Origin of the sequence: Flavobacterium magnesitis (genome assembly GCF_041729735.1) — a bacterium.
GTDB classification, from domain to species: Bacteria; Bacteroidota; Bacteroidia; order Flavobacteriales; family Flavobacteriaceae; genus Flavobacterium; species Flavobacterium magnesitis.
The window spans coordinates 21,601-46,719 of the sequence record NZ_JBCFQK010000002.1 but is presented as its reverse complement, the minus strand read 5'-3'; the positions used below and the strand labels follow the sequence as shown (position 1 = coordinate 46,719).

25 protein-coding genes are annotated in these 25,119 nt (G+C 33.9%); 3 read left to right on the top strand and 22 right to left on the bottom strand.

What is annotated here, in order from left to right:
* Positions 1 to 3: 3 nt before the first annotated feature.
* The 14 genes from AAGV33_RS02105 to AAGV33_RS02040 all read right to left on the bottom strand — a co-directional run bounded on the left by AAGV33_RS02105 (position 4) and on the right by AAGV33_RS02040 (position 13,337).
* On the bottom strand, positions 4 to 699 hold the full coding sequence (locus tag AAGV33_RS02105) for an ABC transporter ATP-binding protein (protein WP_373390260.1): 696 nt from the start codon (positions 697 to 699) through the stop codon (positions 4 to 6).
* Positions 700 to 814: 115 nt separating this feature from the next.
* Positions 815 to 1,222, bottom strand: a complete 408-nt coding sequence (locus tag AAGV33_RS02100; protein WP_373390259.1) for a 6-carboxytetrahydropterin synthase — start codon at positions 1,220 to 1,222, stop codon at positions 815 to 817.
* Positions 1,219 to 1,635: a Fur family transcriptional regulator gene (locus AAGV33_RS02095; RefSeq protein ID WP_373390258.1), complete on the bottom strand. Its 417-nt coding sequence runs from the start codon at positions 1,633 to 1,635 to the stop codon at positions 1,219 to 1,221. Before AAGV33_RS02095 ends, AAGV33_RS02100 begins: the two co-directional genes overlap by 4 nt.
* Positions 1,636 to 2,292, bottom strand: coding sequence for a GTP cyclohydrolase I FolE (gene folE / locus AAGV33_RS02090; RefSeq protein ID WP_373390257.1), 657 nt, complete (start codon positions 2,290 to 2,292; stop codon positions 1,636 to 1,638).
* Positions 2,289 to 2,687 carry a phosphoribosyl-AMP cyclohydrolase gene (locus AAGV33_RS02085; protein ID WP_373390256.1) on the bottom strand — a complete coding sequence of 133 codons (399 nt, stop codon included), beginning with the start codon at positions 2,685 to 2,687 and terminating at the stop codon, positions 2,289 to 2,291. Before AAGV33_RS02085 ends, folE begins: the two co-directional genes overlap by 4 nt.
* Positions 2,684 to 3,205: a dCTP deaminase gene (gene dcd / locus AAGV33_RS02080; protein WP_373390255.1), complete on the bottom strand. Its 522-nt coding sequence runs from the start codon at positions 3,203 to 3,205 to the stop codon at positions 2,684 to 2,686. The genes AAGV33_RS02085 and dcd overlap by 4 nt, the downstream gene beginning before the upstream one ends.
* A 171-nt stretch (positions 3,206 to 3,376) precedes the next feature.
* Complete coding sequence (gene thrS, locus AAGV33_RS02075) at positions 3,377 to 5,311, bottom strand: threonine--tRNA ligase (RefSeq protein ID WP_373390254.1); 1,935 nt, start codon at positions 5,309 to 5,311, stop codon at positions 3,377 to 3,379.
* A 2-nt stretch (positions 5,312 to 5,313) separates the two neighbouring features.
* The gene (mog, locus tag AAGV33_RS02070) at positions 5,314 to 5,844 is read right to left on the bottom strand and encodes a molybdopterin adenylyltransferase (protein WP_373390253.1); all 531 of its coding nucleotides are present in this window, start codon (positions 5,842 to 5,844) and stop codon (positions 5,314 to 5,316) included.
* Between the two features lie 2 nt (positions 5,845 to 5,846).
* Complete coding sequence (locus tag AAGV33_RS02065; protein ID WP_373390252.1) at positions 5,847 to 6,800, bottom strand: CobW family GTP-binding protein; 954 nt, start codon at positions 6,798 to 6,800, stop codon at positions 5,847 to 5,849.
* Positions 6,801 to 6,969: 169 nt separating this feature from the next.
* On the bottom strand, positions 6,970 to 8,184 hold the full coding sequence (locus AAGV33_RS02060) for a hypothetical protein (RefSeq protein ID WP_373390251.1): 1,215 nt from the start codon (positions 8,182 to 8,184) through the stop codon (positions 6,970 to 6,972).
* A gap of 149 nt (positions 8,185 to 8,333) precedes the next feature.
* Positions 8,334 to 9,290, bottom strand: coding sequence for a DUF4625 domain-containing protein (locus tag AAGV33_RS02055; RefSeq protein WP_373390250.1), 957 nt, complete (start codon positions 9,288 to 9,290; stop codon positions 8,334 to 8,336).
* Positions 9,291 to 9,305: 15 nt separating this feature from the next.
* A complete protein-coding gene (locus AAGV33_RS02050; protein WP_373390249.1) occupies positions 9,306 to 11,723 on the bottom strand; it encodes a TonB-dependent receptor in 2,418 nt (805 codons plus the stop codon).
* A 114-nt stretch (positions 11,724 to 11,837) separates the two neighbouring features.
* Complete coding sequence (locus AAGV33_RS02045) at positions 11,838 to 12,836, bottom strand: DUF4625 domain-containing protein (protein WP_373390248.1); 999 nt, start codon at positions 12,834 to 12,836, stop codon at positions 11,838 to 11,840.
* 27 nt (positions 12,837 to 12,863) lie between these two features.
* On the bottom strand, positions 12,864 to 13,337 hold the full coding sequence (locus AAGV33_RS02040) for a DUF4625 domain-containing protein (protein WP_373390247.1): 474 nt from the start codon (positions 13,335 to 13,337) through the stop codon (positions 12,864 to 12,866).
* A gap of 925 nt (positions 13,338 to 14,262) precedes the next feature.
* On the opposite strand from AAGV33_RS02040, the gene AAGV33_RS02035 reads away from it, so the two are divergent.
* Positions 14,263 to 14,646, top strand: a complete 384-nt coding sequence (locus tag AAGV33_RS02035; RefSeq protein ID WP_373390246.1) for a Fur family transcriptional regulator — start codon at positions 14,263 to 14,265, stop codon at positions 14,644 to 14,646.
* A gap of 4 nt (positions 14,647 to 14,650) precedes the next feature.
* On the opposite strand, the gene AAGV33_RS02030 is transcribed toward AAGV33_RS02035, so the two are convergent.
* A complete protein-coding gene (locus tag AAGV33_RS02030) occupies positions 14,651 to 15,562 on the bottom strand; it encodes an NAD(P)/FAD-dependent oxidoreductase (protein WP_373390245.1) in 912 nt (303 codons plus the stop codon).
* 213 nt (positions 15,563 to 15,775) lie between these two features.
* Here AAGV33_RS02030 and AAGV33_RS02025 point away from each other — a divergent pair, with 213 nt between their 5' ends.
* Positions 15,776 to 17,647, top strand: a complete 1,872-nt coding sequence (locus tag AAGV33_RS02025) for an Nramp family divalent metal transporter (RefSeq protein WP_373390244.1) — start codon at positions 15,776 to 15,778, stop codon at positions 17,645 to 17,647.
* A gap of 93 nt (positions 17,648 to 17,740) precedes the next feature.
* On the top strand, positions 17,741 to 18,394 hold the full coding sequence (locus tag AAGV33_RS02020) for a metal-dependent transcriptional regulator (RefSeq protein WP_373390243.1): 654 nt from the start codon (positions 17,741 to 17,743) through the stop codon (positions 18,392 to 18,394).
* Positions 18,395 to 18,643: 249 nt separating this feature from the next.
* Here AAGV33_RS02020 and feoB read toward each other — a convergent pair whose 3' ends face one another.
* The 7 genes from feoB to AAGV33_RS01985 form a co-directional block, all read right to left on the bottom strand.
* On the bottom strand, positions 18,644 to 20,743 hold the full coding sequence (gene feoB / locus AAGV33_RS02015; RefSeq protein ID WP_373390242.1) for a ferrous iron transport protein B: 2,100 nt from the start codon (positions 20,741 to 20,743) through the stop codon (positions 18,644 to 18,646).
* The gene (locus tag AAGV33_RS02010; RefSeq protein WP_373390241.1) at positions 20,743 to 20,982 is read right to left on the bottom strand and encodes a FeoA family protein; all 240 of its coding nucleotides are present in this window, start codon (positions 20,980 to 20,982) and stop codon (positions 20,743 to 20,745) included. Before AAGV33_RS02010 ends, feoB begins: the two co-directional genes overlap by 1 nt.
* A gap of 142 nt (positions 20,983 to 21,124) precedes the next feature.
* Positions 21,125 to 21,793, bottom strand: coding sequence for an SCO family protein (locus tag AAGV33_RS02005; protein ID WP_373390240.1), 669 nt, complete (start codon positions 21,791 to 21,793; stop codon positions 21,125 to 21,127).
* 48 nt (positions 21,794 to 21,841) lie between these two features.
* Positions 21,842 to 22,786, bottom strand: coding sequence for a DMT family transporter (locus tag AAGV33_RS02000; RefSeq protein WP_373390239.1), 945 nt, complete (start codon positions 22,784 to 22,786; stop codon positions 21,842 to 21,844).
* Positions 22,786 to 23,610 carry a Rossmann-fold NAD(P)-binding domain-containing protein gene (locus AAGV33_RS01995; RefSeq protein WP_373390238.1) on the bottom strand — a complete coding sequence of 275 codons (825 nt, stop codon included), beginning with the start codon at positions 23,608 to 23,610 and terminating at the stop codon, positions 22,786 to 22,788. The genes AAGV33_RS02000 and AAGV33_RS01995 overlap by 1 nt, the downstream gene beginning before the upstream one ends.
* A gap of 169 nt (positions 23,611 to 23,779) precedes the next feature.
* Positions 23,780 to 24,148 carry a hypothetical protein gene (locus tag AAGV33_RS01990; RefSeq protein WP_373390237.1) on the bottom strand — a complete coding sequence of 123 codons (369 nt, stop codon included), beginning with the start codon at positions 24,146 to 24,148 and terminating at the stop codon, positions 23,780 to 23,782.
* A 232-nt stretch (positions 24,149 to 24,380) separates the two neighbouring features.
* Entirely contained in the window at positions 24,381 to 24,953 is a 573-nt protein-coding gene (locus AAGV33_RS01985; RefSeq protein WP_373390236.1) for a porin family protein, read from the bottom strand.
* Positions 24,954 to 25,119: the final 166 nt, after the last annotated feature.

Below are 25,119 nucleotides of genomic sequence, written 5' to 3'. Positions count from 1 at the left end.
CTTTTATACCGTTTGTAAATACAGTTCTTCAAGTTCATTAGCCGAAATGTCTTTGGCATCAATAACCGATACTAAATTTCCTTGTTTCATAATTCCAATATGTGTGGCAACTTCTTTAGCTCTAAAAATATCGTGTGTTGCCATTAAAATAGCTGTCCCTTCTGCTGATAATTCTTTGAGAATTTTAGAAAATTCATTGGAAGCTTTTGGGTCTAAACCGCTTGTAGGTTCATCTAAGAGTAATACTGTTGCATGTTTTGCAATAGCAATGGCGATACCCACTTTTTGTCGCATTCCTTTAGAGTAACCGCCTAAATCTAAATGATGTGATTGAGTTTGTAATCCTGCTTTATTCAAAAAATAAGCTAATTCATTATTAGAATATTTAAATCCGGCTAATGAGGAAAAATAATTTAAATTTTCTATGCCACTCAGATTTGGGTAAAGCATTACCGTTTCTGGAATGTAAGCAACATATTTTTTAGTTTCCTGTGCATTTTTAGCAACCGAAATTCCGTTGATTTTCAATTCGCCTTCAGTAGGTTCAATAAAACCTAAAAACAAATTGATAGTGGTTGTTTTTCCTGCTCCATTTTGACCTAAAAGAGCAAAAATTTCTCCTTTTTTGATGTTAATATTTAAGGAATTTAGCGCAACTTGGTCGCCGTATTTTTTAGTTAAATTTTCTGCTAGTAACATATTTTAGGTATTAAATGGATGTGTTTTTGGATTGTTTTACAAATGTACTTTTATTTTTATTTAATGCAACATAGTTGCATTAAATTTAATTTAAAAAATATTTTTAATAGTTTTTTTATTCCCCAATTTCAACAAAATTTTTATCCGTTTCATAAAGTGTAATTGCCAATTGATTTCCTTGCGGAAGCAATGGTTTTAAAATTCCAAATATTACCCAGGCAAAATTTTCAGTAGAAGCCATTTTATTCTTAAACTCTGGACAATCAAGATTTAGATTTTTATGGTCAAAACGGTCTTCAATTTCCTCTTTTATGATTTTTCCTAATTCTAAAAGATTCATAATAAAACCAGTTTCAGGATCAATCTCACCAGTAATTTTAACAATCAATCTATAATTGTGTCCGTGATAATTTTTGTTGTTGCAAATTCCAAAAACGCTCCGGTTTTTTTCATCTGTCCAATTTGGATTATGCATTCTATGGCAAGCATTAAAATGGGCTTCCCTGCAAATAGTAGTTTTCATTGTTTACTTTTTTGACATTTTTCGCAAGTTCCTTCAATCAAGAGATTCATTGTTTCTATTTTGTTTTTGCCTAATAATTCTAGATATTCTGATGGTAAATTAGGTAACGAAACCACCGTTTCACAATCGTTACATTTAAAATAAGATTTGCCATTGCAATTGGGTTTATGCAAATTAAGGGTATACACGGCAGTGCCAGATGCATTGCAAAATTTTTGAATAATTCCTTTCTCGAAATAGGTTTGTAAGTTTCTAAAAATGCTGGATCGGTCGTGCTGACAATGAAATATTTTTTCTAAATCCAATAACGTAAAAGCCTTTTCAGAACCTAGAAAAACAGACAAAACATCCAATCTATTTTGGGTGATTTTGAGTCCGTTTTCTTTTAGAATTGTAGTGGCTTTCTGTGTCATTTAGATCATTTTAAAAAAGTCATTTCTAATTTGCGTATCGCTAAATTGTCCGCCATATTCCAGCGTAGTTGTCTTACTAGATTTGTCGTTTACACCACGGGTAGAAACGCACAAATGCTCCGCTTCAACCACCACAATCACATCATCAGTTTGCAATGCCGTTTTCAATTCGTTAAAAATTTGCATTGTCATTCGTTCCTGCACTTGAGGCCTTCTCCCAAAATATTGTACAATTCGATTCATTTTTGACAGTCCAATTACTTTACCTGATGAAATGTAACCAATGTGGGCTTTGCCAACAATGGGTAAAAAATGATGTTCACAGGAAGAGTTAAAAGTAATATTGCTTTCAACAAGCATTTTGTTGTATTCGTATTTATTGTCAAAAACTGAAATTTTGGGTTTGTTTTTGGGGTCTAATCCTGAGAAAAGCTCTTTTACATACATTTTTGCTACTCGATACGGTGTACCACTTAAGCTGTCATCGGTCAAATCCAAACCTAATTCTTCCATTATTTTTTGATAATGAAAGGATATGGCTTCTATTTTTTGATCATCCGTTTTAACAAAAGCATCGCTACGCAAAGGCGTTTTTACTGATGTGCCAATATGGTTGTCGCCAAGTGCATCGGCTTTTTGGTGATTTTCATTTTTCATTTTTCTAAAAAATATAATTGATTCTTTTCTAAATCTAATTTTCGGTAAAAACAGGCTTTTCTGTTTTTGCCTTGCGTATTATAAGTGTGGCAAACGCCACCTTTTTCGAGTGTTACTTTATAAACAATAGCGTCTTGGTCACAATCAACAAGGATTTCGTCTATCAATAAGGTATTTCCCGAAGTCAACCCTTTAGTCCAAATTTCGTTTTTAGAGGTACTCCAGAAAGTTGCTTTCTTGGTTTTTAAAGTCACTTCAAATGCTTCCTGATTTACTGAAGCTAACATTAGCAATTGCCCTGTTTGGGTTTCCTGAACTGCAACTGGAAGTAATCCGCCTCGTTTATCAAACTGTAAGTTTAAAATCTCCGTTTCTTCCAAATTAATTGTACTCATTTTTCAAAATCTTTAAATAAATAACTCGGCTGAATTCCATCATTTTTTTGATATTTTCCGCTAGTGTACCTTTCAAAATCACCATCGATTGCGTGGTAATAAATTTGGCAAATTTCAACGTTGGGATAAATAATTAACGGTTGAATGACAAATATTTCCAGTGTCCAATAGCCCTCAAATCCCACATCGCCAAAACCTGCTGTTACGTGGATAAACATTCCCAAGCGTCCAATACTGCTTCTTCCTTCCAGCATTGGCACATAATTATGCGTTTTAGTATACTCTACCGTTCTGCCCAGATACAGTTTATTAGGTTCTAACAATAATCCAGATTCAGGAATCGTAAGCGGAGTTGTTTTATTCTCCGTTTTCATATCTAAAATGCTGTTGTTATACACCAGCAAATCTTCATGCAATCTCAAATTATAACTATTAGGATTCAGTTGTCTTTCATCAAATGGCTCAATCGAAATATCTGTTCCGAGCTTTTTTGCTATTTCTTTTCCGCTTAAAATCATTTAGAATGCAATTTTTATTATTTGTATCTTTTGAATTGCCTCCAGCTTTAGCTGGAGGTTAATGAATAGTTTTTTAATTGGCTTTAGCCAAAAAGATTAAATTTTGGCTAAAGCCATTACATACAATTTTTATTTTATCCCTCCAGCTAAAGCTGGAGTCAATTCATCATTTTAAATTATTTTAAGTTCTTTTCTAAAGTTTTCCATAAATTCTGAAATCAAAACTGCTCCTTTATCGCCTTCGCCGTGAACTCGAATCGAAACTTTGTTTTCCTCACTTTCTTTTTCACCCACGATGAGCATATAAGGAATTTTTTGGGTTTCGGCGTCCCTGATTTTGCGTCCAATTTTTTCGTCACGTTCATCAACTTCAATCTGCAAATCGAATTCTTCATTAATTTGATTGGCAATTTCCTGACAATATGAAATGTATTTGGATGCAATTGGCAACACAATAACTTTAATCGGTGCGAGCCAAACAGGAAAATTTCCGCCCGTATGCTCGATTAGAAGAGCAATAAATCGTTCCATAGAACCAAATAATGCCCGATGGATCATTACAGGTCTGTGCAAAGTATTATCAGTTCCCGTGTAAGTCAAATCAAAATTTTCGGGCATCATATAATCTACCTGAATGGTGCCAATTTGCCATTTTCTGCCAATGGCATCACGCACCATAAAATCTAGTTTTGGACCATAAAATGCAGCTTCGCCTTCCTTGGTTGTTGTTTTCATTCCCCGCTCCTGTGTGGCTTCTATAATAGCACTTTCGGCTAAATCCCACATTTCGTCAGTGCCCAAATACTTTTCTTTATTTACAGAATCCCGCAACGAAATTTGTGTTTGAAAATCAGTAAAACCTAGTTTTCCATAGACTAGATTCACTAAATCGACTACCTTCAAAAATTCGTCTTTAAGTTGGTCTGGTCGGCAATAAATATGAGCATCGTCTTGCGTAAAACCTCGAACGCGGGTCAATCCGTGCAGTTCGCCACTTTGTTCATAACGATAAACTGTTCCAAACTCGGCATACTTTATGGGCATTTCTTTATAGCTTCGGGGCTTAGTCGCATATATTTTGCAATGATGCGGACAGTTCATTGGTTTCAAAAAGAATTCCTCATTTTCGGCTGGTGTTTTTATAGGCTGAAAAGCATCCTGACCGTATTTAGCATAATGCCCAGAAGTTACATACAATTCTTTTTTACCAATATGTGGACTAGCCACGTGCTGATAACCGGCTCGCATTTGAATTTTTTTGAGAAAACCAATTAAGTTTTGTCGCAACGCTTCTCCTTTTGGAGCCCATAATGGTAACCCCATTCCGACTTGCTCGTCAAAATAAAAAAGTTCTAATTCCCTGCCTAATTTTCGGTGATCTCGTAGTTTTGCTTTTTCTAAAGCATCAAGATACTGATCCAATTCTATTTTTTTTGGAAACGAAATACCATAAACACGAGTCAGCATTTTGTTTTTTTCATTGGCACGCCAATAAGCTCCAGAAATAGCGGTAAGTTTTACTGATTTGATGAAAGAGGTGTTTGGGATATGAGGTCCTACACATAAATCGGTAAAATTTCCTGTCTCATAAAATGTAATATTTCCATCAGACAAATCTTCGATTAGCTCTAATTTATAGGCATTGAAATTTTGTGTAAAGAAGGCAGCAGCTTCTGTTTTTGAAACTTTTATTCGAATGTTGCCTGATTTTTTCTGAGCTAATTCCAGCATTTTATTTTCTACTTTGCCAAAATCGGCATCGGTAAATTTGTATTCACCAAAATCAACATCATAATAAAATCCGTTTTCTATCGCTGGTCCTGTTCCTAGTTGTATGCCTGGATACAATTCTTGTAAAGCCGCTCCAAGTAAATGAGCCGAAGTATGCCAAAAAGCATTTTTGCCTTCGTCATCTTTCCAGGTCAGCAAATTGACTTTGGAATTATTTTCAATGCTAGTATTTACATCTATAATTTGTCCGTTTGTATTTGCTACAAGAACTTCTTTGGCTAAAGAATGGCTTATAGATTCGGCTACATCAACTAAAGTAACTGATTCTTTATCGAATGTTTTTTCTGTATTTGAAGGTAAGGATATTGTAATCATACTTATTTTTTGGGTCTAAAAATCTGGATAGTTTCTGGTTTGCAAACCATAAATGGGCCTTCTAGTAAATCAATACAATAAGGTATTGCTGGAAAAATTACTTTTAGGCATGGTTCAATGGCACTGGGTTTCCCAGGAAGATTGACTATTAATGTTTGGTTTCTAATCCCTGCTGTTTGCCTTGATAATATGGCTGTAGGAACATAAGAAAGACTTTCCTTTCGCATCAATTCTCCAAAACCAGGAAGCATTTTCTGGCAGGCTTTTTCAGTCGCTTCGGGGGTTACATCTCGCAAGGCTGGACCAGTTCCACCAGTGGTAAAAATCAAACTGCATTTTTCAACATCTGATAAATAAACTAATTTTTCAAATATTAATTCCTTTTCATCGGGGATTACACAATAGACAAAATCACAGCTGTCATTCGTGTAATTGTCTACCACTTTTCTAATTTCCTGTCCTGATAAATCTTCATAAATTCCTTGACTAGCCCGGTCAGAAACGGTAAGAATTCCAATTTTTAGCTGCTCCATTTTTATACTGATTGAAACTTTTTCTTTTTAATAATTGAACTTTTAAGTAAGCGCTCTATGCTTTTTAATTCTAATTCTTTTCCAATAAAAACCAATTGGCTTTTGGTCATTTTTTGATTTTCGACAGGATTAATTTCTACTGTTTTTCCTGTAGTCTGCACTAGAAAAACTTCCTTTTTTGAATTCAAAACGTAGCCTTTTATTCTATAAATCTGATGGTAATACAAATAGAGGTTTCTAAAAAGTTCGTATTTTAAGTTTTGAATATCAAAAAGAGCCTCTGTTTCATACATGAGAGTCTTAATTTTATGAATACTTTTAGATTTATAAATAGCATCAGAAATAAATGTTTTGGGACTATTTTCTGTTGCTAAATCCATTCGATCCAGCAAACCATTTTCAGACAAAACAATAGTAGTATAAGGATTTATGGATTGTATAAAATCTTTTATATTTTCTATGATTTCTGTTTTGACTAATGTTGATTTATTAATCACAACGCAATCAGCAGCAACAATTTGCTTTTCTACTTCAACATTGGAATCTTTATAAAAAAGTAAGTTCTCAGCATCAACAACAGTGATAATTTTCTTTAAATCAAAAGCTTTAGCAATAAAAAGAGAGGTAAAATGGGCTGCTATTTCGCCTGCATCTGCAATACCTGTAGTTTCTATAAACAAATTATCGGGCTGATTTTCTAAAGAAACTATTCGGCTTAAGGTTTCCAGTAACTGGTTGTTTATGGAACAACAAATACAACCGTTTGTAAGTTCAAAAACATTTTCAAAAGCTCCGTTTATTAATGTGGCATCAATATTAATTTTACCAAATTCATTTTCTATAACTACATTTTTTTCCTCATTAAATTGTTTTAATAAATGGTTTAAAAGTGTTGTTTTTCCAGAACCTAGAAATCCTGAAATGATATAAACATTAATTTTTTTTGATAGTTTCATTTGGAAGTTTATTTCGATTGGGATTTATAGTTCAAAAGATGTCCTATTATTATTCATATACTACCAATATATCGGTTGATTCTTCATTTTAACGGTATTTATTTTAAAATTTAGTTCAAAAAAAGGCACACAAAACTGCATGCCTTTTCATTATTCCTAGATTATAAAATTAGTGTCCAGCGCTATTTTCATGACCAAAAATGGTGATTCGGTAAGGCGTAGCAGATGTTTTTATTTTCGTGATAGCCAAAGTCGAAAGATTAACCTGAAGCAATTCTCCAGTAGTTGGCGAAGTGATGTAAGCAAATCTTTCAGTTAATTCCAATTGCGGTTTTTGGGTTGAATTTTCAGCAGTTGCAGCAATAATGTTTGCTTTTTTATCAGATTTTAAACTGTTTAAATCAAAAATGTTAATTTCCCCTGAATGCAAAAGCACCCCCAGTTTCTTTTGATTATAACTTACTTTACATTGCATTATTTTTGTGTTTTCAATGATAGGAGTTACACTATTGTTAACCACATCAATTAAGTAAGCCCCTTTTGCAGCGGTGTAACCTACAAATTTTCCTGCATAAGCCGTTTCTAAAATTGTACCAAACCAAGCTGTTCCAAAACCTTCAGGATGTGCAATATATTTTTGATTTCCGTTGCTTTCTACTACTAGAATACCACTTCCTGAACCAAAAACGGCATACGTTCCATCAGTTGCATTTCCGTGAATTCCTGTAGTTACTAATTTTGCATCAAAAAGTGTTTTTCCGGTATTGTCAATAATTTTTACTTTTTCAGGAAGCGTTCCTGCAATAGAATTGTCTTTTTCAGTAATAGCATAAGTACCATTTGTAAAACTAGCCATAGCACCGTGATGTGCTTTAAGCTCAGCATTAATAGTGGTAAACTTAGCTCCTGGAGTGTGTACATCAGATTCCTTAGCTACAGATAAGGTACCATCACCATCATTAAAAGTCAATATTTCTCCTAATTTACTTTTGAAATGGGTTGGTGAAAGTGATTCTCCCGTTAAAGCACCAAATTTTGCAGTTCCTTTTGTATCCACATGATCGCCGTGGAATTCAAATCCGCTGTCAAAAGTTTCCACAAGATTATCGGCTCTGTGGATGATTCCGGCAAACCTTCCTGATTCAGTAGTATAAAGTGCCGATTTTGGAAATTTAGCATCAAAAAAACTTGCCGTTGCATCTACTGGGTTAACAAGTGAAAGTTCAGCTGTTTTTTCATCGGATACTAATACTCTCACGTATTTGTATTCTTGTGCCGTGTCATCCGAATGATCCTCATGGTCGTGATCGTCATCATTGCTACAAGATACAGCAAAAGCTGATAAAGCGAATAAAAATAATAGTTTGTTGAATTTGTTTTTCATAAGTAATGGTTTAAAATTAAATGTTATGATTAGACCTAGTAGGTATTTGGGTTGAATCTTCATCTGTCGCAGAGACTATGTTTGCCGTTTTTACGACGTTAATCACTGGAGAATGAATTATGATAAAGCGTGATTTATTAAATGATAGTCTAGTTCATCTTCACTGTAATTTCTCCGTAATGGAATAACGTCATGTTGTAGGTGGTGTTGTGGTAAATTAAGCCGACATAGTATTGACCTGATTCCCATTTTTTTAAATTTAAAACGGGATTTGGCGAAGGGAAGTTTTTGTCAGATGTAGCGCCAATTTTAATTGATGGAGAAAGTATTGTTATTGGATTTGTAGCAAAATTAAACATGTTTGTGCCAAACTGTGACTTGGTCATATTTTTATGCTCCCAAAAATCAGCTACAACAGCTTTCGAGAAATCTATGGATGCTATTGTTTCAGGTCTGTGATTATGCTTTTTATTAATAATCAGACAATACATTCTGCCGTCTCCCTTTATTGCAGCTATGTTTACAATTGGGGCAAGAAATTCATTTTCGTTGATAGGTTCTTCTGATTTATAAAACTCACTAGCATAAATATTACGCTGTGCATACATTACTCTGATTGGGTTAAAATCTGAATCAACAGCATCTATTCCAAATTCAAATTTAAGGTCAAGCGGAAGATTTTCTGGAGCATATATATTGATGGTTCTCCTGTCTTCAAGTTTAGTCCCATTCTGGTCGGTTACAACAATTAAAAAGCTGTATTTTCCTTCTGCAGCATCTGCTGGAATATCAAAATGCTTGTGCACAACAGTATTTTTTGCTCCGGCATAATGCTCCCAGATGATTTGATGTGACCATGCTTTAGAATATGTTTCTGTATTGATCTGGTCTATTTTAATTTCTACATTTTTTATTTTGTCACTAGCTGTAATTTCAGCATTAAAATGAAAATCCTGACCGATAACGCCAATTGCATTATTACCCAGTCCAAGTTCTATATTATCAATTGTTAGTTTTTGAGCTTGCTGTTCGTCATCATTGCTGCAGGAAAGCACAAATGAGGATAAAGCAAATAAGCAAATAAGTTTGAAATAATTGTTTTTCATAAGAAATAGGATTTGTTAATTAGATTTAGATATTAAAAATGGAATTTTTACAGACACTATAAAATTTCGCCCTGCTTCTGGTAATTCAATCAATCGATAAAAACTGGTGTGGTTTAAATAACGTGTATTAAAAAGATTTTGCACTTGTAAACTCAGGTTAATATTTTGTTTTCCTACTTTAAGCTTTGTGCCTGCGGCTAGGTTAAAAACATGACTATCTGGTGTCATTTTTTCGGGAGGAACAATACGGTTTTGCTCGGCTGTGTAACGGTAATCTAATGTGAAATAAGTATCTCTTAATTTTTTAATTTCTGGATTATAAGTAATTCCCGTAAGTATGGAAGCAGGCGGTGAAAACGGTAAAGTATAACCTTCTTTGGCTCCAGATATTTGAACGGTATAAAGATATTCAGCTAAAACTTCGGCTGTCAAATTATGTGCAAACTGATATCGCAACTGCAATTCTGTACCATAACGATTGACTTCACTTTGTTCGTATTTAAAAACCTGATTTCCAGCACCGTAATATACATCATGTTCCGCTGTTGGGTTTAGGTAAATATAATTTGGGAAATAATTATAAAAAGGAGTCAATTCAACTGACCATTTTTGCTCTTTCCACTCTATTCCAAAATCAAATTGATAAGAACGTTCGGGATCTAAATCAGGATTTCCTCTTTCATAACGGTAATAATGATAGTTTACACCATTTGAAGCTAATTCTTTAGCAATTGGCATTCTGAAACCTGTTCCAACATTGGCTTTCAAAGCTAATTTTCCAGGATTATAATTAGTTCCTATAGACCAGTTGAAACTTGAAAATGCACGACTGAAATTTTCGGCTCTATCCAAATATTGTTCTGTAATCTGACCATCGATTTCTACCTGACTTGGAAACCAATCAGTATATTGTTTGACATTGATTTTCCCGTAATCAAAACGAAAAGCCCCATTTACCATCCAATCGTCTTTTAATTGCACTTTGTCATGAACGAATAAACCGGTATTGAATTGATTAAAAGCCGGAATTAAAAATCCCCAACCTCCAATTTGATTTTCTTGGGTTTCAACATTAGCTCCTATTGCAATTTTGTGTTGACCTAACTCAAATTCATCTTTAAGGTTAAATAAAAAAGTATTTTTATCATATTGTCTTTCTAAATTTTCGGACGCGTACATATCGTTAGGATAAACGGCAGGCATGTATCCGTGGTTGACATATTGGCTCCATTCACGACGAAAGTTTTTCTGAAAACCTAATTGAGTTTGCAGAGCATGAGTTTCAATTTTGAAACTTGTTGTGTTACTTATTTTAAAATGATTCACCTGTTGGTAAGGCATTAAAATATCCCGATTAGAGCTATCATGCAATTCGTTATCAACATTTCGAGGTTCTAGTCCATGGGCATTGGCAAAAAAACCACTTTTTGAATTGACATTGCTGATGTGAAAAATAGATTTGAATTTAGCCGAAACATAGCCCGTACTGGTATGAATATCTAATTCCTGTCCGGCAGTGTTACGCAAATGATTTTTATATAATGGCACTGTAAAATTGTACACCTGAACTTTATCGGTCGGTACACGATAATCGGCATAATCCATAGCAGTGATGCGGGAATCGAAGAACCAATTATGATTTCGACCATAAAGATTAAACGAACCACCAATTTGAGCATTATTGCTTTTTCCAGTAAAATCGATATTTCCTCCAAAAGCATGCAGTTTCGGTAAGGGTGCAGGCAGAATATTTACAGCCCCGCCAATAGCATCAGAACCAAACATAAAGGAAGAAGGTCCTTTTATAATTTCTACCCGGCTCACATTGTATTGATCGATTTCGAGTCCGTGGTCGGCACCCCATTGTTGGCCTTCGTGTTTCAAGCCATTTTCAACTACAACTACTTGGTTAAAGCTCAAACCTCGAATTAAAGGTTTAGAACTTCCGGAACCTATAGAAATGGTTTTTACGCCTGGAATTCTTTGAAGCGATTGCATTAAACTTCCGCCCAAATTACGCTGAATATAACTCTGGCTTACAATTTCAAGATTTAGTGATTCTTCTTTTTTTCGTTTATCATTATAAGATCCAGAAACTACAACTTCTTCTAATTCTTTTATTTCAGGAACTAATTTGATGTCAGGCAAAACTGTTCCGATTTGCACTTTTGAAACCGTAATTTTTGTTGATTCATAACCACTAAAAGTCACTTTGATAGTTTTAATTTCAGTGATATTATCAAAAAAATACATACCATTGCTATTGGTTAGTACACTTTTTCCTGAATTGGTGATGGTCACTATCGCAGCTGTTAAAGGAGTGCCATCATAAGTAGTTACTTTTCCTGAAATGGTGCTGTTTTGCGCATTAGTTGACGTGACAAAACCAAATAAAAAGAACAATGAAAGTTGAAATTTATAAATAAGTTGCATTCCTGTACTATGTTTTAATCAAAAATTGAGGCTAAACGATTAGTTTAAATAGGAAAAACAGATCCTTATATTTTTAGTATAAGAATCTGTTTTTGCATGAATTGTAGTTTTGAATTATTCTGCGTGAATTTCAAATTTTAATTCTAATTCATTTGAACCCGCAAAAGCAGTTACATAATCAGCACGGTTCCAATCGGCTCTGGTAATAGTTGCTTTAACACCTGCATTTACTTTACGCATTACAAAAATTACGTCTTTTTCACCTTTGTTATCTGTACCTATCGTAAGGTAAGTTATAACTCCTGTTGAAGTAGTTGCAGTTGTAGACCCTGTAGTTCCGTCAGCATAAGTAGCTTCACGAGGTTGGAAAATAGCACCAGTTCCATTGGCTGTAGCAGCATTTAAAACAAAATTTCCACCTACTAAAAATGCTTTATAATTTGTAGCAGCTGTAGCATTAGCAATAAATTTGTTCTGAGTTTCAGCTCCTTTATTGTCATAAGTTTTTAGAGCAATTTTGTAAATCGCAGTAGGATTTAAATGTAAATGTCCACCAGAAATAGCATTACCATTTTCATCAAACGTAACTGTTACAGCTGTTCCAAGAACTTCTGCTGCTAAACCATGAAAGTGGTCGCCATGACCTTCAACTCCCGTTCCGGTTACGGGTGTAAAAACTAAAGCAGCCACTGGATTTTTTAACACGATTGCTAATTTTGATTCGGCTTCTTTGCTGTTTCCGTTTTTATCGGTTACTTTAATATGCAAATGATAATCGCCTGGAGCTACATTAGCAGGAATATCAATGTGCTCGTGAAAAGTTGCGTTTTTTGCTCCAGCGTATCCTTCAGTAAAAACTTTACTTAATTCCCATCCACCGGTAGTTTCAGAGTGAATTTCTACTTCTATTTTATCAATATTAGCGGCAGCTTCAATATCAGCTTCTAAGTGTAAATCTGCACCCGCAAAAGCTTGTAAACTATTGTTTGAGCCCACTTCTAAAAGCTGGATGGATGGTCCGCTTATTGCGTTATCATCATCATTTGAACAGGCAGTGAAAAATAAAGCAGCTCCAAGAATAAAAAGTGCTTTTTTGAAAAAATTTGCATTCATAGGTTATTGGTATTTAATTATTAATTTTTATTTGATTTTAATGCTTAAACCTTTAAGACTTTGCCATCCTTCTTTGTCCGTTAATTTAATCATGAAGTGATAATCTCCCGGATCAATATCAGCTGGGATATCAATTTCCTGTACCGCATCATAAGATTTTACACCCTCTGGTATACTAATAGATTTTAGATACAAAAGAGGTTTTACCGCTTGTTTATCAGCATCAGTGTTACAGTTGCTTACTTCAGTACTATGCGTGTGATGATCAAAATTGTGATGGATATCAAGACTATAGGATCCTAAAGCAGCATTGTCTGTGAAGCGGGCTCTGAAAGTGAGTTTCTGGCCCCGTGTTACTTCGCTGCACTGAATAGGAAAAGCATCAGCTCCAGAAATATCAATTACAGGATATTCGGTATCGATGTTTTCATTGTCGCTACTGCAGGAAAAAGTGAATAGCGTTAAGGCAAAAGCTGCTGAAAGCAACAATTTTTTTCTCATGATTTATTTGATTTTGATGAATATAAAATTTGATCTTCCACTAAATTGGGATTGATCAGTAAGTTGAAATTTTGATTTTTACAGAATTTTTTAGTAAAAAGAGAATCGACTAAACTTTCTTTAAAGTCTAATTCTAATTTGAATTTAATGACAAATCAATACTTAGATTGTAACATAAATTTTTAATCTCTTTTTGATTAAAACATTGTGGGAGGGCAGTAAAAAGTTTTACGGCAAGTTGCCATAAATGTTCTCTTATGTTATGATTTACGAATAATCGCAAATCATAATATCTATGGAACGAGAGTAACTTTGATTTAAATTATGCACTGTGAATGCAATTGCATTTTCTTACAGGCAAATAATTTATTTACAACATGTTAAATTAACATGCGTGTCAAAGTAGTTCAGCAAGTACTGCACACTTATGATAAAAAAATAGGGGGAGCTCTAAGAGCAAAAAGACTGCCTTTAAAAAAAGAGGAAGATTGTGGAGAAAAGAATGAAATGGAAGTCCTTACTACGTTATTTTTATAGAAAGGAAATACATAAAAGTCAATGGTAGTAAACGAGCTAAAATTAAAATCACAAGTGAAACATTTTTCAGAAACGCTGTGATCGTTACTAATATCAGCTTTATTTTTAGAATGCTGATGCGAATGTTCTGCCGCAATTTGTTCAGAATGATGACCATAAGCATGTACTGACTGGAACAGTATTGAAAACAATACTGCCATTGACAGAAGAACATTGATTATGATATATTTTTTTTTCATTCCTGAAAACGGATAATTTTTTAGTAGACTTTAAAAAAGACAATTCATTTATTACTGTCTTTTCTTGTATCTTTGCTTAATGCAATTATGTTGCAAATATAAAGATCTTATTTTTAAATGCAACATCGTTGCGTTTTATTTTGTAATAAATGAAAAACACTCGAAATACTACTGCCAAATCAGCTATTCTGGAATTAATAAAAAATTCGGAAGTAGCTTTGTCACATGCTGAAATTCAAAAACTGAATCAGGAATTGTGTGATAGAGTAACTATTTATAGAATTTTAGATCGTTTGGTTACCGAAGATGTGATTCATAAAATTGCCACTCCCGACGGAACAATAAAATACGCTGCCTGTCACCATAATCACGATAATCATGAACACACGCACAATCACGTGCATTTTAGTTGCGAAAAATGCCATTCGGTAACTTGTTTGGATTCGGTGGAACCTTCTTATACTATTCCTAAAAATTATTTGGTTAAGGAAGTCAATTTTACGCTATCGGGTTTGTGTCCGGATTGTATTTAATTCTTTAAATAAAATCTTCTTCAATAATTTCCCGGTTAATTATTGCACCTGCAAAAGAACCAGTATATACCGCCATGGCTACTGATCTTACTGGATTGTGATTATCTCCACTTGCATAAATTCCTGAAACAGTTGTTCTCTGGAAGGCGTCTGTTTTTAATAAACCTTGTTCGTTCAATTCGCAACCTATACTTTCTGGTAAAGGACAATGCTGTTCAAAAGCGGGTCTATGATAAATGGCTTTTACAGCAGTTTTTTCTCCATTTTTGAAAACGATGTGTTGGATATTTCCATTTTCATGTTCGAATGATTGAATTTCGTTTTCAATAATTTCAACCTTATGTTTGTTTAAAATTTTGGTTTGTTCTGGGGTTAAAGCTGATTTTCCATTGGTACACAATTTTAAATCTTTGGTCCAGTTGCTAATCATTTTTGCATATTCAAAACCCATATCGCCATTTGCAACAACAGCTGTTTTTTCAGTCTTCACTTCATAGCCATGACAATACGGGCAATGCAGGATAGAAATTCCCCAACAACTAGCAAAACCATCAATTTCAGGAAGTATATCTTTAACTCCAGTTGAAAATAATACTTTTTTAGAAGTAAAAATATTTGCTGATTCTGTGGTAATTTCAAATCCATTATTGGTTTTCTCAATTTCTGTGGCTAGTCCATCATAAAATTGAATTGTTTTATACTCCTGCACTTGTTTTTTGGCTTTCGCCGAAATAGCAGCTGGTGTTTCACCATCCTGAGTGATGAAATTATGCGAATGCGGCGTTTGTTTATTACAAGGCAAACCACTATCTATAACCAAAACCTGTCGCAAAGAACGCCCTAAACTCATAGCTGCTGAAAGTCCGCTGTAACTACCGCCTATAATAATTACTTCAAAATGGGTTTGTTCTATCATAACTATTTCTCATTAATGTATTTGTGTTACAAATATAGAAATCTTATTCACAAACGCAACAATGTTGCATTTAGTTTTTTGATTAATTAAAAATTCCTATGTTACTTGTGTTCAGCAGCTATTTGACTTAATGTTAAATTTAGACTTGGCTAAAAAAAAGATTTGATTAATATAATTTTTATATATATTTGCGACAATTAGATTAGAATTGTAATGGGAAAATCACTTGAAGAAGTTCATCAGTCGGTTTCGACACAGAATAAAAAATCCGTTTTTAGAAAGATACTTGCTTTTTTTGGCCCTGCTTATTTGGTAAGTGTGGGTTACATGGATCCTGGAAACTGGGCGACTGATATTGCGGGAGGAAGCCAGTTTGGGTATTCCTTACTTTGGGTTTTATTGATGAGTAATTTAATGGCGTTGCTGTTGCAAAGTTTAAGCGCAAGACTCGGAATTGTTACCCAACGCGATTTGGCTCAGGCTTCAAGAGAAACCTATTCGAAACCCATTAATTACGTACTTTACTTTTTAGCGGAAATTGCTATTGCTGCCTGTGATCTTGCTGAGGTTTTAGGAATGGCAATCGGGATTAATTTGTTGTTTGATATTCCGCTAATCGAAGGAGTTTTAATCACAGTTTTAGATACTTTTTTATTACTCTTTTTAATCAATAAAGGAATCCGAAAAATGGAAGCTTTTATTATTGTTCTAGTAGCTATTATTGGTTTTTCATTTGTTTTCGAAATGATTTTTGCTGAACCAGAACTCGATAAAGTAATTTATGGTTTAATACCTTCAATACCTACAGAAGCCGGTTTGTACATTGCTATCGGAATTATTGGTGCAACGGTCATGCCACACAATTTATACCTTCATTCTTCATTGGTCCAAACTCGAAAATTCGATCGGTCTGCAGGTGGGATCAAACAGGCTTTAAAATATAATTTCATTGATTCAACTATTGCTCTGAATTTGGCTTTTCTGGTAAATGCCGCTATTTTAATATTGGCAGCAGCCACATTTTATAAAAACGGAATGCACGAAGTTGCCGAAATTCAGGATGCGTACCGGTTTTTAGAACCGCTTTTAGGAACCCGATGGGCGCCAATTTTATTTGCCGTTGCCTTAATTGCTGCGGGACAAAGTTCCACAATAACGGGAACTTTGGCAGGGCAAATTGTAATGGAAGGCTATTTGAATTTAAGAATCCAGCCTTGGGTGCGAAGAATCATTACCCGACTAATTGCCATTGTGCCAGCAGTTGTAGTAATTTTAATTTATGGCGAAAGTGTTACTGGAAAATTATTGATTTTAAGTCAGGTAATTTTGAGTTTACAACTTGGTTTTGCTATTATTCCGCTGATTCATTTTGTGAGTGATAAATCGAAAATGAAAGGATTCCATGTTTCGAAAACGACTCAGGTAGCCGCCTGGATTATTGCTACAATTATTGTTTCGCTAAATGGAAAATTAGTTTACAACGAAATTGATGGTTGGTTAGAAACCTCAGAAAACCCAATTGTTTTGTGGTTAACAGTAGTCCCTTTGGCCTTTGCTTTCCTGGGATTGTTGCTTTATATTGTTTTCAAACCTTTTGTTACCAAAGCAAAACAGGACATTCAAAACCATTCGCCACACAACTTAAAACTGCAATTTTCTAAATCAGGAAGCTATGATAAAAAGAATATTGCCATTTCAGTAGATTTTTCTTCTGCCGATGAGGTGGCAATCAACAGTGCTTTCGAACTAGGAGGAATGGACGCTAAATATACTTTAATTCACGTGGTAGAAACGGTTGGAGCCATGGTGTATGGTGAGCATATTGATGATCATGAAACCTTAATTGACGAAAAATTATTGAAGGAGTACAAGCAAATGCTTTGGGAAAAAGGATTTAAAATAGAAATAGAACTTGGTTTTGGTAAACCTAATAAAGTGATTCCTGCTGTAGTAAATAAGGGTAATTTTGATGTTCTAGTAATGGGAACTCACGGTCATACGGGCTTTAAAGATTTGATTTTTGGTACCACAGTCGATAAATTAAGACATAAAATTTCGATACCTTTGTTGATTGTAAAAAAATAGGTTTAAACACAAAGCTCACAAAGAAGGCATAAAGTTCACAATATTCTGTGAAAATCTGCAATCTAAAATCGTTAATCTGCAATCCTAAATCAAATGACTTTTTCAGAAGAAAATTATCTTAAAGCAATATATCATTTAACAGCTTCATCAGATACTGAAGTAAGTACGAATGCTATTGCCGAAATGATGGAAACGAAAGCCTCTTCGGTAACCGATATGCTTAAAAAATTAGCCGAAAAAGATTTAGTCAATTATAAAAAATACCAAGGCGTTTCTTTGACTGAAAACGGAAAATTAGCTGCCAAAATGATTGTGAGAAAACATCGTTTGTGGGAAGTTTTTTTGGTCGAAAAATTGGATTTTTCCTGGGATGAGGTACATGATATTGCCGAACAATTAGAACATATAAAATCAGAAAAACTCATTAATAAACTTGATGATTTTTTAGGAAATCCTACCGAAGATCCACACGGAGATCCTATTCCAAATGCGCAAGGCCAACTTCCAAAAATTGAAAAACAATTGCTTTCGGACTTATCCGAAGGGCAAAACGGAATATGTGTGGGTGTAAAAGATACTTCTTCGGAGTTTTTAAAATACCTGGACAAGCAAGGAATTGCTTTGGGTTCTGCCATTGAAATTTTAGGAAAAGAAAGTTTTGATCTTTCGCTTCGAATCAAAGTAAATGAAAATCATTTGAATGTTTCTAATAAAATAGCCAGCAATCTTTTTGTAAAATTAAGTTAGAACTTAAAAAAAATGAACCATTAAGCGAATGAAGAAATTTAAGAAAGCTAGAATCTTAATTAACTTCATTCGCTTAATGGTTTAAAAAATGTATAGAACATTCCAGTAAAATCTTTTTTAATGACAACCGCAATCACCGCCGCCGCAATTCTTATCTTTTTTCTTGTTCTTTAAAAAGAATTTCTTAAAAAGATAAATAACTGCAATACCAAGAATCAGAAAGGCTATGATTTGTTGAAACATCTCTATTTATTTTAGAATTTGATACGCTATTAATGCTGTTATATAGGCAAAGGCACTCATTAAAACTAATTGTAGTGTAGGCCATTTCCAGCTGTTGGTTTCTTTTTTAGTGATCGCCAATGTACTGGCACATTGCATGGCAAAAGCATAAAAAAGCATCAATGAAATTCCAGAAGCAAAATTGAATACTTTTTCACCCGTTTCAGGATGCACTTCGGCAGCCATTTTGTTCTTTATGGTATCTTCATTATCGCTGCTTCCTACACTGTAAATCGTGGCTAAAGTACCCACAAAAACTTCTCTTGCCGCAAACGAACTGATAATAGCAATTCCTATTTTCCAATCGTATCCTAAGGGTGAAATGGCTGGTTCGATAGCTTTACCCATAATCCCGATATAAGAATTCTCGAGTTTTTGAGAAGCTACAGCGTTTTCAAATTCAGTTTCACTTAAAGGTTTGTCGATTGTTCTTTCTGTAATAATGGCTTCGGCTTCGTTAAAATCTTTTCCAGGCCCGTAAGAAGCTAAAAACCATAAAATAATAGATATTGCCAAAATGATTTTACCAGCGCCAACAACAAACGCTTTTGTTTTTTCGACAACATTGATTCCAACGTTTTTGAAAAGCGGTAATTTATAACTTGGCATTTCAACCACAAAATAGGTTTTGCTCTCTAGTTTTAATATTTTATTCAAAATATGAGCCGATAAAATGGCTGTTCCAAATCCTAAAAGATACAATAACATTAACGATAATCCCTGCATATTTAAAATCCCAAAAACACGTTCGTTAGGAATAACCAAAGCAATTATAATAGCATAAACAGGCAATCTCGCCGAACAAGTAGTAAAAGGTGTTACTAGAATTGTAATGAGACGTTCTTTCCAGTTTTCGATATTTCGGGTAGCCATAATTGCCGGGATAGCACAGGCAGTTCCTGAAATTAAAGGCACGACACTTTTTCCCGAAAGTCCAAAACGACGCATAATTTTATCCATTAAAAATACCACGCGACTCATATAACCGCTTTCTTCCAAAATGGAAATAAACAGAAATAAAAAGGCAATTTGTGGAATAAAAATCAAGATTCCACCAATCCCAGGAATAATTCCTTGAGAAAGTAAATCGGTTAAAATACCGCTGGGTAATTCCTCGGCAGTCCAACTGCTCAAAGCAGCAAAAGTTCCGTCAATAAAATCCATTGGAATGGTCGACCAACTAAATATCGATTGGAAAATGACAAATAGAATAGCTAAGAAAATAAAATAACCCCAAAATTTGTGTGTCAAAACATTGTCGAGTTTGGCTCTAAAATCGGTTGCGGTTGAAGCGTCAATTTTTAAACCTGCTTTTAAAACATCATTGATAAATTGATATCTTTTGATGGTTTCTTTTTGTTGTAAACGTTTTAGTTCCGAATGTGATTTGGTAAACGTACTTCGGATTTCATTTCGCTCTAAATTCAAAAAATTGACATCTTGTGTAATGACCAACCATAATTTGTACAACAACTGATTTGGAAAAGCTTCCTGCAAACTTTGAAAATATTCCGTGTCAATTACAGAAGCATTCAAACACGGTTCGTGCGGAATGGTTTTATAAGAAACAATTAATTCTTTTAATTCTTCAATTCCTAATCCTTTTCTGGAACTTACTAAAGCAATTTTAGTTTTCAATTGCTCTTCAAGAAACGGAATATCAAGTGTAATTCCTTTGGTTTCCATACGATCCGCCATATTGATGACTAAAATTGTTGGGATTTCAAGGTCTTTTATTTGGGTATAAAGCAGCAAATTTCGTTTCAAATTCTCCACATCCGTAACTACAATAGCTACGTCTGGATATAATTTGTCGTTTTTGTTTAGCAACAATTCGATAACTACACTTTCGTCCATCGAACTGGCATTTAAACTATACGTTCCTGGTAAATCCAGAATATTCGCTTTGATATTATGAGGTAATTTGCAAAAACCTATTTTTTTCTCCACCGTTATTCCAGGGTAGTTTCCCACTTGCTGGTTCAAACCCGTAAGTTGGTTAAAAACCGATGTTTTCCCTACATTGGGATTTCCAATTAAAGCTACGTTAATATTTTGATGAATCATTAAAGCGTAATTTTGATAAGTTCTACTTCAATTTCTTTAGCGGTTTCTACACGAATGGCTACATGAGAACCATTCACATCTAAGTACAATGGGTCTCCAAAAGGAGCAATTTGAAGTAACTCAACAATATTTCCAGGCAAGCAACCCATTTCGAGTAACTTTAACGGAATAATGTCAATATCAAAATCTTTGATAATTGCTTTTTCGTTTTTTTTTAAGGAATTTATAGTGGTACGCAAGGCTTATTTAGATTGAATTAATATTGCAAAAATACATATTAAATTGCTAATTTAAATTATAATTGTCAGATTTATGCTTTTAAACAGCGTTAATTAAAGTATAAAACAGATTATTTTTGATTGATGTATTTTTTTAAATAATTTATTTTTCGTTGCTCAAAAACTCAATATCTTCAATTAGTTTTTGAACTTCTTCTTTTTTAGTTCCGTCATAAAAACCACGAACTCTTCTTTTTGCATCCACTAAAACAAAATTTTCAGTGTGAACCATATCGTATAATTCGCTTGGTTTTCCCATTTTTACAGCCAAATAGGACTTTCTTGCCATAGCATAAATTTCTTTTTTATCTCCTGTAACTAAGTTCCATTTACTGTCTACAACGCCATGTTCTTCAGCATAAACTTTCAATACTTCTACATTGTCTACTTCTGGAAAAACAGTATGTGAAAGCAACATTACTTTAGGGTTATTGATAATAGCTTTTTGAACTTCAACTAAATTCGTTGTCATTTTTGGGCAAATAGTACCGCAGGTAGTAAAGAAAAAATCAGTTACATAAATTTTCCCTTCGTAGTCTTTTTGAGTGATGGTTTTTCCGTTTTGATTGGTAAACGAAAAATCAGCAATCGTGTGGTATTTGCTCACATATTGAATGGTACTATCTACTAATTCCGGATTTACATCGGCAGGATTATAAATAGGAAGCATTTTTTGAGGTTTCAAAGCATTATAAAAAAGACTAAGCGTAATTGCCGAAAAAATAAGAAAGATACCAATGAAGATTCGGTATTTGTATAAAACAGATTTCATGAATTTTTTTTGCAAAAATACAAAAACTGTATTGGAAATCAGGAAGCTTTACTTAATTAAAATGTTTGTTTTTTTACGGCTTTGTCTCAAAGATCGATTGACTAAATACAAACCAAATAAAGTGACAATTCCTCCTATTGCAATTGAAATACTTAAGGCTTCGCCAAAAATAATTGAACCTAAAAGCACAGCAACTACAGGATTCATGTAAGCATAAATACTACTGACTTCGGGCGGAAGGTGTTGCAATGAATAGATGAAAATGGTAAAAGTAATCAGTGAACCCACTACAACCAAATAGGCTATGGCAAGCCAAGTATTTAAAGGGATTTCGCTCAAACTAACCGAAATTCCTGTTGCACCATTATAAGCAAATAAAAGAATACTCGAAATAAACATTTGGAATCCTAAGCTGTAATAAGGGTTGTAAGATGCTGCTTTTTTCTTAGTGTACAAAGTACCAAATGCCCAGGTAATAGTCGCTAAAACCGACAGAAAAATCCCGAGTCTAAAATCGGGAACCAGAAAATCAGACAAGTATTCGTAAAAGATGACACAAACTCCGCCGAAGCTAACAAAAACACCAATTACTGCTAGTTGAGCAATTCGTTCTCCTCTAAAAAACGAAATAATAACTATCCAAATAGGGAAAATAGCGGCAATAATAGCTCCAAGTCCGCTGCTGATGTACTTTACGCCAGCGGTACTCAAACCGTTACTCAGTGTGAAATTGAGAATAGCAAGAATCACAATCGTATTCCATTGCTTCCCTTTAGGCCAAGCGGCTTTGGTAAACAGGAAAAAAATAATATAAAGCAATCCAGCAATAAATTGACGAATAGCTGCCATTTGAATTCCCGGAATATAACGCACGCCCTCTTTGGAAGCGATCCAAGTGGTTCCCCAAAAAAACCCAACCCAAATAAGTGCTAAAACAGGTAATCCAATAGCATTTATTCTAGTCGAAGCAGCGGTTTTGAATTTCTGAATCACTACAAATCGGTTTTAGTAAAAGTATAGTTTAATTTTTCGATCAAATAATCACTCGAAATCGTTTTTCCAATGGAAAGGATTTCGTGGTTGAATGTCGGCGGAACTAGATTTTCGACAATTGTTTTTTGGGTATAATATTCTTTTCTATTCGGATGAAAAGGTGTCACGGCATTCAACGTGGTATTCCAACAATTTGCAACTATAATTTTTTGGATAACTCCAATACAATCTTCCAGATGGATTAAATTTATTGGTGCTTCGGGATTGGGAACATTTTCCTTTCCAGCTAAGAATCGGGCAGGATTTCGGTCTTCTCCAATTAATCCACCAAAACGTAAAATCGTAGTTTTAAAATCAGTATTGGCTAATAATAAGTTTTCGATTTCGAGTAATTGCTTTCCACTTTCTGTTACAGGAACAGCAATTGTTTTTTCGTCCACTACAGTATTGGCTTCACCATAAACGGCAGTTGAACTGATAAACAGTACATTTTCTACTGTTGATTTTTGGATAAATGGCAAAATGTTTTCTATTTTCTTGACAAACGAATTATTTGCAGCATCTGAGTAATCCTTGTTTTTTCCTCTCAGTTTAGGCGGAATGGCAATAATAAGCGTTTGACTTCCATCCAAAAAATCACTCATAGCATCTGGAGCAGCGTTAGTTTCTAAAGCCAAAACAAAACTTTGAATTCCAATGCTTTCTAAAATTGTCATTTTTTCTACTGATGTGGTAGAACCTTTTACCAAAAAACGGTCTTTTAATAGTGCTTTTGCTAAAGGAAATCCTAACCATCCGCAACCTAGAATGCTAATTTGTGTCATTTTTGTAATGAATTATTTCAAGGTGCAAATTTCCCATAATTATTCGAATTTTAGGGTAACAGAAGGTTCTTTTTTTTAAGATACAGCGTTAGAGGAGAATTCAGTATGCAACATAAAAAAAACCACTCCTTTAGTTTTAGAGTGGTTATGGTAATGAGTGATGTAATATTTAATTTTTTGTTAGTGTGAGTTTCATTTCCTCACTGTCCAATATTATTTGATCGTCTGTAATAGTACTTTCAAAAGGGAATGGTGTACCATTATCATCTTTAATTACAAGGCTTTTTCCTTTTTTTGTCAAAGCAAAAGTGCCATCATTTATATCGTTTTCTATATGTCCTGTAACATGTCCATCTTTAGTGAATGTTAATTTTCCATTAGTTAAGATGTCATTTTTTACAGAATCTACATGAGGTGTTTTGGCTTCTACTTCAGTAATTTTCCATGAGTTAACCAAATTATTTCGCTTGTTATTACAGGACACCATTAATACTGCCATTAAAACAACTCCAAAAATAAATAGTTTAGATTTTTTCATAATTTTATAATTATAAGGTTATAGTAAGTACAAGTTACAAAAAATATGAATTAAAAACACTTAAAAATCAATTATATATACTACAAAAAACATAAATTTAACAATGGAAAGAATGTTCATTAATTAAAGAGACGCTTTAATTTACAATAAAATTCAGAAGAAATAACACTATTTTAAACATAAAAAAACCACGCAATTTGCGTGGTTCTCTATAAACATTTCGGAAAAAATATTAGAATTTATATCCTACAGAAGCTTGAACTCCAAAACGATTGTTTCCTTCTGGCCCGTAAGCTAAGTCCAGGAAGTTATAAATGTATCTTGCTTGAATAAATGCTCCTGAGTTAAAATCATAAGCCAATCCTGAAACAGAGGCAACATTATATTTTCTCAAATTAGTGTTAGCATATAAACCATTTGCTTTAGAGTCTACAATTACACTTGCTTGAGGTCCCACTTCAATAGACAAACCTTTAACTAAGTAGAATTTAGCTAAAACAGGTACAGCTATTTCACTAATTTCTAAATCGCTACCGCTTGTATTTCCATTTCCATCAAATTTAAAACTTGAGAATGAATACAAAGCTTCAGCCTGGAAAGAAAATTCATCACACATTTTGAATTCTGCAATTAAACCAGCGTGGTAACCTACTTCTGGACGTAAATCATATACTGATGCAGCACCAGTTGATAACCAATCGTAATTAGCACCTGCTTTAATTCCTAATTTTACAGTTTGAGTTTCTTGAGCATTTGTAAATCCAAACACAAAAACGGTCACTGCCGATAAAATAAATTTTTTCATAACTTGATTTTTTTTTTTTGACTACGCAAAATTATACAAAACATTCGTAAACCCCAGTAATTACAGGGTTTTTAACTTTTTGTATAGCCTTCTGATTTGCAGTGTTTTACTACAGCTAATGAGAAATAAATAACCAAATAATGGAGTAAGCTAATAGTTTTAGTGT